Below are 12,015 nucleotides of genomic sequence, written 5' to 3' on the forward strand. Positions count from 1 at the left end.
GGCGGTTGGTGGAACCCTTTCGGACCTTGGCACTTCAACGCCGGGACGGGTCGATCCGTACGATGATCGCCATCAAGGCGCCGCAGGCCGCACTGTCCAAGGAGAATGACGATGGATCTGGGTATCAAGGGGCGCATCGCGCTCATCAGCGGCGCGGACTCCGGCATGGGTAAGGAAACCGCGCGCCTGTTGCTGGAGGCGGGTGTGCGTGTCGCGCTAACCGACAAGCCGGACGGCACGTTGGACGACGCCATTGAGGAACTGTCGCCACTGGGCGAGGTGATCGCGGTCACCGGCGACGTCACCCGGGTCGAAGAGGTGCGGTCCATCTGGGCAGAGGTTCGCGAACGGCTGGGCGATCCCGATATCTATGTGAACGCAGCGGGCGTCACCGGGGCGACGGGCGACTTTCTAGAGATCGACGACAAGGGCTGGCAGGAGACGATCGACATCGACCTGATGGGCGCGGTTCGCATGTGCCGCGAGGCGATTCCAGCGATGCGCCAGCAGAACTGGGGGCGGATCGTCCTGTTCGCGTCCGAGGATGCGGTGCAGCCCTATATCGATGAACTGCCCTATTGCGCGGCGAAAGCCGGTATCCTCAGCCTCGCCAAGGGGCTGTCCAAGGCGTACGGCCCCGACAATGTGCTGGTGAACACCGTCTCGCCCGCCTTCATCGCGACCCCGATGACCGACAAGATGATGAAGAAGCGCGCCGAGGAGAAAGGTGTCAGCTTCGACGAGGCGATCGAGACATTCCTGGATGAGGAACGCCCCGGCATGGTGCTGAAGCGGCGCGGTCGCCCCGAAGAGGTCGCTGCCGCCGTCGCCTTTCTGGTGTCGGAGCGGGCGAGCTTTATCAACGGCGCTGGCATCCGGGTCGACTCCGGGTCGGTCTTTACCATCGCGGGTTGACCCGGCGCGGCTTGGCGTCAGCTCGTCGATCGGCCTATACCCTCTCAGAAGCGGAGAGAGGATGGCAATGAAAAGAACGGCTTGGTGGCTGGCTGGCATGACCTTGCTGGCCACCGGGGCTGACGCCCAACAGGTCGAGGCTCCGTCGCTCGGTGCGACCAACTATGCCTATGACGGCGCGATGGCGGCACCGGCCAAGCGGCCGAGTTTCGGCGACGAGTTCAACGGGGCGATCGACACGCGGCGCTGGCGTTGGGACACGGGCCAGAACAAGACGGGCTGGCCCAATCACGAACTGCAATATTATGCGGGGCCCGACCGGACCAACGCCCGCATCGAGAAGGGCGCGCTGGTGATCGAGGCGCGGGCGGAGTCGCTGCGCAACGAGCCCGATTGGGGCGGCCAGCGCTACAGCTCGGCCAAGTTGGTGACCAAGCAGACGCTGGGCTACGGCTTCTATGAAGTGCGTGCGCAACTGCCGTGCGGGCGGGGCATGTGGCCCGCCATCTGGCTGTTGCCGATGGACGGATCGCGCTGGCCCGATGGCGGCGAGATCGACATCATGGAGATGGTCGGCTTCGACGCGGACGTGATCCACGCGACCGTCCACTCCGCCGCCTTCAACCACCGCCTGAAGACCCAGCGTGGTGCCCAGCTGCGCGTGGCGGGGGCGTGCACGGATTATCACCGCTATCAGCTGAATTGGACGCCGGAGACGATCACGATCGGCGTCGACGGGCGCGCCTATATGCGGGTGAAGAACGACCAGCCGGGCGGCGCGGCGGCCTGGCCGTTCACGCGGCCCTATTCGCTGATCCTGAACCTGGCGGTCGGGGGTGACTGGGGCGGGCAGAAGGGCGTGGATGATGCCGCGTTGCCCCAGGTGATGAGGGTCGATTACGTACGCTATTGGAAGCGCTGAACCTATTCCTCCCCTGTAAGGGGAGGGGGACCGCCGCGAAGCGGTGGTGGAGGGGTGTCCCGCTATCGAGAGGGTGACACCTCTCCGTCAGGCCTTCGGCCTGCCACCTCCCCTTACAGGGGAGGATTTAGAGCAATGTCCCCGACAGGATCGCCAGCGCGATGGAGAAATAGATCACAAGCCCGGTCACATCGACCAGCGTCGCGACGAACGGCGCGGAGGCGCTGGCCGGATCGAAGCCCATGCGTTGCAGGACGAAGGGCAGCATCGACCCCGCCAGCGAGCCGAAGGTCACGATGCCGACAAGCCCGGTGCCGACCGTGGTCGCGACCAGCACCCAGTGCGGCCCGTAATCGTAAAAGCCGAGTGTCTGCCACAGCGCGATCCGCGCCATGCCGAGCAGACCCAGGATCGCCCCAAGCGCCATCCCCGCCGGAAGTTCGCGCAGAGCCACCCGCCACCAGTCGCGCAGGCGGACCTGCCCCAGGGCGAGGGCGCGGATGATGAGCGAGGTCGCCTGGCTGCCGCTATTGCCGCCCGAGCTCATGATGAGCGGGATGAATAGCGTCAGCACGACAGCGCGCTCCAGCTCGCTCTCGAAATGCTGCATCGCGCTGGCGGTCAGCATTTCCGAGAAGAACAGGATGCTCAGCCACCCGGCGCGCTTGCGGATCATCGCGAGGAAGCCCGTCTCCAGATAGGGGCCGTCCAGCGCCTCAACGCCGCCGAATTTCTGCGTGTCCTCGGTATGCGCGGCGACCAGCGCGTCGAGCACGTCGTCGACCGTCACGATGCCCATCGGGCGGCCCTGTTCGTCGACGACGGGCAGCGCCAGCAGGTCGTGGCGGCGGATCAGATGCGCGACTTCCTCGCGGTCGGTGCTCGGCGCGACGGTGATCGGATCATGCCCGCGCGCCAGGTCGATCGCGCGCGAGTCCGGCTCGGCGGCGATCAGCTGGCGGAGCGAGACGGTGGCGACCAGCCGTCCCTGCGGCTCCAGCAGGAAGACCGAATAGACGGTTTCACGGCTGCGCTCGACGGTGCGGATATGCGCCAGCACGTCGCCGACCGACGCTTCGGCCGGGCAGGCGACATATTCCGTCGTCATCATGCCGCCCGCGCTGTCGGGCGGCCAGCGCAGCAGCGTCTCGATCGAGGCCCGGATGGTGGCGGGGAGCCCGGCGCGCAGGGCGGCGGCGTCCTCTTCCTCCATGTCGGACAACACGTCGGCGGCGCGGTCCTCGGACATCTGGGCAAGGAGCGCGACCGCGCGGGCGGGCGCCAGCCGCGACAGGATATCGGCGGCCGAGCGCAGTTCGGGGCTGTCCAGCACGGCGACGGCACGGGCGTCGGGCATCTGGGTCAGCGCGTCGGCGGCTTCCTCGACGGGAAGCGACTGCAACGTATCGACGAGATCGGCGATGGACAGGCCGCGCCGGGAAGAACGGAAACCGGCGGCGACACCGGCAATCAGATCGTTGACCATTTCAAACCTTTCGTCCGCACGACCCGGGGCGGACGAAAGCCAGTTACGAAAACTAGCGGACGACCCCGAGGCGTGCGGCGCTACTGGAACTGTCGCTGGACATGTTCTCGCTTTCTGGAACGGCGCGGGGGCTCCCACGCCTGAGCCGCCCTCTGATCTCGCGCGCTGCAATCGTCAACACCCGTAGGCCACCTGACAAATTTTTAATGTGGGGATCAAGGTTTTTGCCGGTCGGCTCCGTCTGGAGAGGCAAAGGCACATAAAGGGGACCTTATTCGTGCATCGCCTGCTCTTCGCCTCGACCGCCACGCTCGCGCTGGCGGCAGGGACGGCCGCCTCGGCCCAGACCGTCATCGACACCAAGCGGACCACGCCCGTCCGTTCCGCGACCGTCAATAACGGCGCGGCCGCCGATATCGGCATCGTCGCGGCGGGCAGCGTGGTGACGACCGGCAGTGGCACCGCCGTCACGCTCGACAGCAACAACAAGCTGAGCAACGCCGGGACGATCCAGACGACCGACGCCAATGATGCGGTCGGCATCGGTGCGGCGGCGGGCGTGACGGGTGAGATCACGAACACCGGCAAGATCATCATCGATGAGACCTATACCCCGGTCGATATCGACAAGGACGGCGATCTGGACGGGCCCTTCGCGCAAGGGGCACGCCGTACCGGCATCCGCACGGCGGGCGCCTTCACCGGCACCATCACCAACAGCGGCGAGATCACCGTTGAGGGCAACGACTCCGCCGCGATCTATCTGAACGGGCCGCTGACCGGCAATCTGGTCCAGTCGGGCAAGATCAACGTGCTGGGCGATCGGTCGGTCGGCGTGCGGACTGGCGCGGTGACGGGCAATGTCACGATCGGCGGATCGATCGTCGCGATCGGCGAAGGCGCGGTCGGCGCGCGGGTTGATGGCGATATCGGCGGGGCGCTGAACATCGAGGGGGGGATCGGCTCGACCGGCTATCGCTACACCACGTCGCCCGCCGACGTGTCGAAGCTCGATCCCGACGATCTGCTCCAGGGTGGATCGGCTCTGGTCGTCGGCGGCAATGTCGCGGGCGGGATCACGCTGGGCAATGCGACCGGCAAGGCGGCGGACCTCGTCACCAATGGCGCGGCCCCGACGATGCAGATCGGATCGGCCACCCGCGCCGTCGTGATCGGCGCGACCGGCGGCGCGACGCCCGCGCCGGGGCTGGTCGTCAACGGCCGGATCACCTCGGCCGGGGTCTATAGCGGCGTGCGCGCGACCGCGCTGGCGATCGGCGGGCTGGGCGGAAACGTCCAGATTGCGCAAGGCGTCGCGATCGGCGGTACCGTGCAGGCGACCGCCAATGGCGCCGAGGCGACCGCGATTCGCTTCGGAGCGGGCGCCTCGACACCCGAGCTGCGCAACGGCGGCACCATCGCGGCGATCGGCGGCGGCGCGCCCGGCGTGCTGACCACCGCCGTGTTGGTCGAGACGGGCGCTTCGGTGCCGACCATCCGCAATACCGGATCGATCCGGGCGGCGTCCGCGTCGGCCAATGCGACCGCGATCCTAGACCGCACCGGCGGCCTGACGCTGGTCGAGAATGCCGGCATTATCGCGGGCGCGGGCGCGGACAGCTCACGCAGCGTCGCGATCGACCTGTCGGCCAACACCAGCGGCGCGGTCGTGCGCCAGATCGCCCCTGCTACCGGCGCCGCCGCGCCCAGCATCACCGGCGCGATCCGCTTCGGCAGCGGCGACGACCGGCTTCAGATCGGCGCGGGCGCGGTCAGCGGCGATGTCAGCTTCGGCACCGGCACCAACCGGCTGGAGATGAGCGGCACGGGCACCTATGCGGGCACCGCGACCTTCGGGACCGGCGCGGATACGCTGACCATCGGCGACACCGCGCGCTTCGACGGCGTGGCGGATTTCGCGGGGCAGGGGCAGGACCTGCTGGCGATCACCGGCAAGGGCATCTTCGCCGGGCGGCTCGCCAACGCATCGCACGTCGCGGTGACGGTCGCCAATGGCGGCGGGACGTTCGCGGCCAATGGCGTGACCAACATCGCCTCGCTCAGCCTGGGCGATCAGTCGATCTTGAGCGTCGCGCTCGACAAGGCGAACCCGACCGGCAATCTGATCCAGGTCGGCGGCGCGACGACGATCGGCGCGAACAGCCAACTGGCGCTCCGTGTCTCGGGCGGGACCGACGTGACCGGGCGTTATGTCGTCCTGCGCTCAGGCAGCTTGACCGGCGCGAACAACCTGACGCTCGCCCCCTCGGCCATGCCCTTCCTCTACAAGGGGGCGATCGTCGCGGCCCAGCCCAACGAGATCGCGGTCGAGGTCAGCCGCAAGGCCAAGACCGAGCTGGGCCTGAGCAATGCCGGGGTCAGCGCCTTCGACGCGATCGACGCGGCGATCGGCCGCGTCGCCAAGCTGTCCGACGCGATCCGGGGTATCTATGACGGCGCGGCCTTCCGGGGCGCGGTGGAGCAGATGCTGCCGAACTATACCGGCAGCGTGTTCGAGGGCGTGACCCTGGCCTCGCGCGCAGCGGCGGCGCAGCTTCGCGAACCGGCGGGTGAGTTCAGCGAGGAAGGCAAATGGGGCTATTGGCTGACCCCGCTCGGCTGGGATGCGTCCAAGGGAACGCGTTCGACCCGCAGCTATGACGTGCGCGGCTGGGGTGTCAGCGGCGGTATCGAGCACAAGACCGATGCTGGCAATTTCGGCGCCTCGCTGTCGTACATGAATGGTCGCGACAATGAAGGATCGGCGGTCAACCGCGTCAACCACAGCCAATATGAACTGGCTGGCTTCTGGCGTGCCCGCTGGGGCGCGTTGGCGGCGCAGGCGCGCGGCTCGGCGGCGTTTCTGTCCTTCGACTCGCAGCGCCAGTTCGACGGCGTGGTAGGCACCGAGGCGGTGCAGCGGCGCGCGACCGCAGACTGGAAGGGTATGCTCTATTCCGGCTCGGGCTCGGTATCCTGGGAGCATTGGGTCGGCCAGTTCAACGTGCGGCCGATTCTGGCGGTCGACTATTACCGGCTGAACGAGGACGGTTATCGCGAGGCGGGTGGCGGCACCGGCTATGACCTGACGGTGCGCAAACGAACCAGCGACGAACTGGCGCTGACCGCCAGCGTCGCGGCGGGCATCAATTTCGGTGGCAATGACCGCTATTCGCAGTGGAGCCGGTTGGAGGTCGAGGGCGGTCGGCGCGAGCGGATCGCCGGAACCTTGGGTAACACGGTCGCCAGCTTCGGCGACGGCACGCCCTTCATCCTTCGTCCCGAGGCCCGCGACGGCGGCTGGGTCGGGCGGGTGCGCGCGATCACCGGGACGAGCGAAATCCGCCTGAGCGGTGAGGTCAACGCCGAACAGCGGCTGGGCAATGTCGCCTTGTCGGCACGCGCTGCGCTGCAATTCGCCTTTTGACGGGGTTCGTCCGCGTGCATCCCCCCTGTAGCGTGCGCGGGCGACGGGAGCCCCACCTTGCGTCCCGGTGGGGCTCCTTTTCACGGGAGCCTGCTTCGTCTACACGACGGCACTCCCATTTCAGCTTGCCGGTTTCCACCATGCCGCCCACCGGGCTCGAGGCCGTTTTCCTTGCCAATCGCGACAAGCTCGTCCGTTTCCTCACGGCGCGTGGGGCGGGCGATGCGGCAGAGGATCTGGTGCAGGATCTGTGGGTGAAAGTGGCAGGCCGGATGGACGGGCCGATCGCCAATCCACTGGCCTATCTCTACCGCGCGGCCGACATGTTGATGATCGATCGTTATCGATCGCGGCGGCAGGCGGCGTTGCGCGAACAGGATTGGGTGGACGGTCAGGGAGCCGATCCGCCGCCGGGCACCGAACGCGCCGTGGAGGCACGCCAGACCGCCGAGCAGGTTGCGGCGACCTTGGCGAGCCTGGGCGAACGACCCGCCACTGTCTTTCGCCGCGTCCGGGTCGACGGCATCGCCCAACGCCAGGTGGCGGCCGAATTTGGGGTCAGTATCAGCACCGTCGAGAGCGATCTCCGTATGGCGGCCTATGCGCTTGCCGCGCTGAAGGAACGGATCGGATGAGCCAGGACCGTATTTCCCCCATGCATGGCATCGATACGGTCGCGCTAGACTGGGCGTTGCGCATGGCCGATCCGGCGCGGGCCGACTGGGACGCGTTTACCGACTGGCTGGAGGCCGATCCTGGTCATGCCGAGCGGTACGACCGGGCGGCTGCGACTTTGCTGGATGCCGAAGAGGCGCTGGCGGCGCATCCCGAGGTCGAGACCCCGGTGGAGCCGGAGCCCGTCCGGCGGTCGCCCCTGCGCTGGATCGGCGGCGCGGTGGCCGCCGCCCTGGTCGGGGTGATCGGCGTGACGGCCTGGCAGGATCGACCCCAGCCTTATGCGGTCGAGACGGCGGCGGGGGAAACCCGCCAAGTCCCGCTGTCGGATGGCAGCACCGTCACGCTGGCGGGGCTGAGCCGGATCGAGCTGGACCGCGCCGAACCGCGCCGGGCGGTGCTGTCCCGTGGCGAGGCGCTGTTCCAGGTTCGGCATGACGCCGAATACCCCTTTACCGTGCAGGCGGGATCGCTGGCGTTGGTCGATCTGGGCACTGTGTTCGATGTGCGCCTGGGCCAGCAGACCCATGTCGCGGTCGCCGAAGGCGCGGTGATGGTCGATCCCAAGGGCGCCGCTCTTCGCCTCGAAGCGGGGCAGGCGGTGACGGTGGACGGCCACCGGCTGCTCCGCGCCGACGTGCCGCCTGACGAGGTCGGCGGCTGGCGCGAGGGCAGGCTGGCCTTTGACGGCGCGCCGCTGGGCATGGTGGCGCAGGACATGTCGCGATTCCTGCCCCAGCCGGTGACGGTTGCCCCCGCCATCGCGGCGCGTCCCTTCCGGGGGACGATCGATCTGGACGCGGTTCGGCGCGATCCGGCCGTCCTGGGGCCGCTGATGGATGTCAGGGTACGGCGGGCGGCGTCCGGCTGGATGCTGGAACCGCGCGAGTGAGATCCATCGGGGGCGGGATCGGATGTCTGGTGGCGGTGGCGGCGGCGATACCCGCGACCGCCGCCGATCGTGTTTCATTCGACCTTCCCGCCGGAACCGTGGGGGCGCAGGTGATGGCGCTCGGCCGCATGGCCCGCGCCAATATCGTGGTCCCCGATGCCGGGCTGTGGCGGCGGCCGGTGCCGCGCCTGCGGGGCGTCCTGTCGGTCGAGCAGGCGTTGGCCGCCATCGCGCGGGGCAGCGGGGCAAGGGTCGAGGCGTTGGGGCCGGGCAGCTGGCGGCTGACACCGCGCCTTCGCCCATCCGTGCCGAAGTCGAAGCCGTACGCGCGGCCCCCGGCGGACGTCCGGGGCGGGGAGGTCGTCGTCACCGCCAGCAAGCGCGAGACGACCCGCGATCATTTTGCGGGGCAGGTGGTACAGGTGGCGGGTACCGATCTGGAACTGGGCGGCGCGGGCGGCACCTCGAAGCTGGCCGACCGGATGACCGCGATCGCCTCCACCTATCTGGGTGCGGGGCGCAACAAGCTGTTCATTCGGGGCATTGCCGATTCCAGCTTCACCGGCCCGACCCAGGCGACGGTCGGGCAGTATTTCGGCGATTTGCGCCTCAGCTACAATGCGCCCGATCCCGATCTGCGGCTCGCCGATCTGGCGGCGGTCGAGGTGCTGGAGGGGCCGCAGGGTACGCTCTATGGCGCGGGTTCGCTGGGTGGGTTGATCCGGCTGGTGCCCAACGCCCCCGACCCGACGCGCTTCGGGGGCTCGGCGATGCTCGGTGGCTCGGCCACCACCAGCGGCGCGCCGGGCGCGGATGCGCAGGCGGTGCTCAACCTGCCGGTGATCGCCGACCGGCTGGCGATCCGGCTGGTCGCCGACAGCGCCAGTGAGGGCGGCTATATCGACAAGCCGCTGCTCGGGCGTACCGACGTCAATCGCACCCGGATAGCGGGTGGCCGTGCGGCGATGAAGGCCGATCTGGGCGGCGGCTGGAGCGTCGAGGCGGTCGGCATCGGCCAGCGCATTCGCGGCGCCGACAGCCAATATGCGGATCGCGACGGCCCGCCGCTGACCCGCTCCGCGCCCGTGACCGAAGGCTTCTCCGCCGATTTCGGACAGGCCCAGCTAATCCTGTCCGGCGGGGTCGGGCAGGTCCGTTTCCGCTCCAGCAGCGGGATCACCGCGCACGACCTGATGGAGCGCTATGACGCCACCCCGCCGGGCGGCCCGGTCCAGCTCTTCGCCCAGGCCAATGCGACGCGGATGCAGGCCAACGAAACCCGCGCCTGGCACAGCGCGTCGGACGGATCGGGCTGGCTGGCGGGGTTCAGCTATGTCCATAATCGCACCCGCCTGACCCGGTTGTTCGGTGAGCCGGGCGAATTGCGGCCGCGCACCGGCGTCGTCAACACGGTGGAGGAAGCGACGCTGTACGGGGAGGCGAGCCTGAGGCTGCTGCCGGGCCTTCTGACCACCGGGGGGCTGCGCGTGACCCGGTCGGTCCTGGACGGGGCGGGCGAGGACCTGCCGCTCGCCTTGTCGGTTCAGGCGCTGGCGCGACTGCAGGAAGTGACGGCGCGGCGGGCCCAGACGATTTTGCTGCCTTCCGCATCCGCGCTGATCGACCTGACGCCCGGCGCACAATTGTTCCTGCGCTATCAACAGGGATTCCGGCCTGGCGGGCTGACCATCGAGGGGCCGTTGGTGCGACGTTTCCGCAACGACCGGGTCGCGACGATCGAGGCGGGTTTGCGAACCGGACGACCGGGCCGCGACCGCTTCGACGGATCGCTGACGCTGGCGCATACCTCTTGGCGCGACATCCAGGCCGACTTCATCGACGCGACCGGCTTGCCCAGCACCGCCAATATCGGCGACGGCCAGCTCTGGACGATCGAGGCGCTGGCGGGGTTCCGCTTGGCCGATGGGCTGAGGGTAGAGGGCGCGGTGTCCTATAATGACAGCCGCATCGACGAACCGTCGAGCGCGCAGGCCTTCGCGCTGATGGACGGGCAGGCGGCTGACCGGGCGACGATCCTCGCGAGGCTCAGCCAGATACCCAATATCGCGCGCTTCACCGGCCGGGTGGGCGCGGCCTATCGCCGCGTGCTGGCGGGCGGGCGGGACCTGCGCCTCGATGGCTGGCTGCGCTATGTCGGTTCGTCGCGGCTCGGCGTCGGGCCGATCCTGGGCGAGCGGCAAGGCAGTTATCTCAACAGCGGCGTTACCGCGCGACTGGGGCTGGGCCGATATGGCGTGACGGCGGGGATCACCAATTTGGCCGATGTGCGCGGCAACCGCTTCGCCTTGGGCACGCCCTTCACGACGGGACGTGACCAGGTGACGCCGCTGCGGCCGCGCACCCTTCGCATCGGGCTTGATGCCGCCTTCTGATTATCGGCTCTTGAACAGCGCCAAGGGAATGGCATCCGCCATGATGCGATAGCCCGCCATGCTGGGATGCAGGTGATCGCCCGAGTCATAAGCGGGCAGCAGATGATCGGGCTTCGCCGGATCGCGCACCGCCTGGTCGAAATCGACTACCCCGTCGAATATGCCCGCGGTGCGGATGAAGCGGTTGATCGCCTGTCGATCCGCTTCGGTCTCTGGGCCAGGATGGTAATAGTCATTGCCCTGGAACGGCGTGATCGTGCCGACGATCAGCTTGATGCCATGTTCATGCGCGCGTTCGGCCAGCTGGCGATAGGCCTGGGTTATGCGGCATACCATCGCCTGATGCGTCGCGGCGTCGACCGGCTGCTCGCGGGTCAGCACCCCCAGATCGTTGACGCCCTCCAGCAGGATCGCATGGGTCACGCCAGGCCGTGCGATCACGTCGCGGTCGAAGCGCGCCATCAGGTTGGGACCCAGCCCGTCAAGCAGTATACGGTTGCCGCCGATCCCGGCGTTGACGACCGAGAAGTTACGCGTGGCGGGCGAGGCCGCCAGCCGTCGCGCCAGATCGTCGGGCCAGCGGGTGTTGCTGTCGTCGGTGATACCATAGCCATCGGTGATCGAGTCGCCGATCGTCACGACCGTCTGCTTTTGGGTGGCGTCGCGCACCTCGATATCCGACAGGGTCCACCAGCCGCCGATCACCTGCGCGTCGGGCAATGCGGTCTGCGCGGTGGCGTCGCCTGCCGTCAGGAAGGTCTTGGAGCGCGCACCCGAATGGCCGGTCGGGGTGGTGACGGTTTTGGGGAAATAGAGGCTGACCGCGACGTCGCGCCCGGCCTCGACCGGCAGGGGGATAGGATCGGAATAGAGTTCGGCCCCCGGCGGCAGGATCACGTCCGGAGTGCCGTCGAAGCGCACCGGCAGGATCGCGGCCACGTCCGAGCGGCCCGGCGTCGCCAGGCCGATGGTGGCCGCGCCGATCTTCAGCGGGGTGGTGCCCGCGACATTGGACAGGCGCAGGCGCAGCGTCTTGCCGCTGGCGGTCAGGTGGACGATCTGGCGGATGGTGGCAGGACCAGCTTTGGCGAGCTTGTCGGCATTGGGGCCGTCGATTCGCATCTGCGACGATCCCCAGGCCGGGGTCCAGCGGGCGCCTTGCATCGGCGCGGCCGCGGTCATCGCGGTGGCGATCGCGATCAGTCCTGCGGCCCGGTAAAACTGGCTGAACGGCGTCATGCCTATCCTCTTCCCTCGTCTATCCGCGCTTGCGGCTTGAAAGAATGGTAGCGATAACGGACGGCA

Annotated in this window: 8 protein-coding genes; 6 read left to right on the plus strand and 2 right to left on the minus strand. The window is 68.5% G+C overall.

Features of this window, described 5'->3' with window-relative positions:
- Positions 1-111: 111 nt before the first annotated feature.
- Positions 112-915, plus strand: a complete 804-nt coding sequence (locus tag AC1GI4_RS01130) for an SDR family NAD(P)-dependent oxidoreductase (protein ID WP_479628236.1) — start codon at positions 112-114, stop codon at positions 913-915.
- Between the two features lie 97 nt (positions 916-1,012).
- The gene (locus tag AC1GI4_RS01135) at positions 1,013-1,837 is read left to right on the plus strand and encodes a glycoside hydrolase family 16 protein (protein WP_479628237.1); all 825 of its coding nucleotides are present in this window, start codon (positions 1,013-1,015) and stop codon (positions 1,835-1,837) included.
- Between the two features lie 127 nt (positions 1,838-1,964).
- Here the strand turns inward: AC1GI4_RS01135 and mgtE are convergent, their stop codons facing one another.
- Complete coding sequence (gene mgtE / locus AC1GI4_RS01140) at positions 1,965-3,323, minus strand: magnesium transporter (protein ID WP_479628238.1); 1,359 nt, start codon at positions 3,321-3,323, stop codon at positions 1,965-1,967.
- A 277-nt stretch (positions 3,324-3,600) separates the two neighbouring features.
- Here mgtE and AC1GI4_RS01145 point away from each other — a divergent pair, with 277 nt between their 5' ends.
- From AC1GI4_RS01145 to AC1GI4_RS01160, 4 genes are all read left to right on the plus strand, one after another.
- Complete coding sequence (locus tag AC1GI4_RS01145; RefSeq protein WP_479628239.1) at positions 3,601-6,750, plus strand: autotransporter outer membrane beta-barrel domain-containing protein; 3,150 nt, start codon at positions 3,601-3,603, stop codon at positions 6,748-6,750.
- A gap of 140 nt (positions 6,751-6,890) precedes the next feature.
- Positions 6,891-7,385, plus strand: coding sequence for an RNA polymerase sigma factor (locus AC1GI4_RS01150; RefSeq protein WP_479628240.1), 495 nt, complete (start codon positions 6,891-6,893; stop codon positions 7,383-7,385).
- On the plus strand, positions 7,382-8,317 hold the full coding sequence (locus AC1GI4_RS01155) for a FecR family protein (RefSeq protein ID WP_479628241.1): 936 nt from the start codon (positions 7,382-7,384) through the stop codon (positions 8,315-8,317). Before AC1GI4_RS01150 ends, AC1GI4_RS01155 begins: the two co-directional genes overlap by 4 nt.
- Positions 8,314-10,710, plus strand: coding sequence for a TonB-dependent receptor (locus tag AC1GI4_RS01160; protein WP_479628242.1), 2,397 nt, complete (start codon positions 8,314-8,316; stop codon positions 10,708-10,710). Before AC1GI4_RS01155 ends, AC1GI4_RS01160 begins: the two co-directional genes overlap by 4 nt.
- Here AC1GI4_RS01160 and AC1GI4_RS01165 read toward each other — a convergent pair whose 3' ends face one another.
- Complete coding sequence (locus tag AC1GI4_RS01165) at positions 10,711-11,949, minus strand: SGNH/GDSL hydrolase family protein (RefSeq protein ID WP_479628243.1); 1,239 nt, start codon at positions 11,947-11,949, stop codon at positions 10,711-10,713.
- Positions 11,950-12,015: the final 66 nt, after the last annotated feature.

The organism is Sphingomonas sp. 77B (assembly GCF_056497825.1).

Bases quoted from the DNA above. Each gene is read 5' to 3' on its own strand.
- AC1GI4_RS01155 (WP_479628241.1), top strand. From the start codon at position 7,382: ATGAGCCAGGACCGTATTTCCCCCATGCATGGCATCGATACGGTCGCG.
- mgtE (WP_479628238.1), bottom strand. From the start codon at position 3,323: ATGGTCAACGATCTGATTGCCGGTGTCGCCGCCGGTTTCCGTTCTTCC.
- AC1GI4_RS01150 (WP_479628240.1), top strand. From the start codon at position 6,891: ATGCCGCCCACCGGGCTCGAGGCCGTTTTCCTTGCCAATCGCGACAAG.
- AC1GI4_RS01130 (WP_479628236.1), top strand. From the start codon at position 112: ATGGATCTGGGTATCAAGGGGCGCATCGCGCTCATCAGCGGCGCGGAC.
- AC1GI4_RS01135 (WP_479628237.1), top strand. From the start codon at position 1,013: ATGACCTTGCTGGCCACCGGGGCTGACGCCCAACAGGTCGAGGCTCCG.
- AC1GI4_RS01165 (WP_479628243.1), bottom strand. From the start codon at position 11,949: ATGACGCCGTTCAGCCAGTTTTACCGGGCCGCAGGACTGATCGCGATC.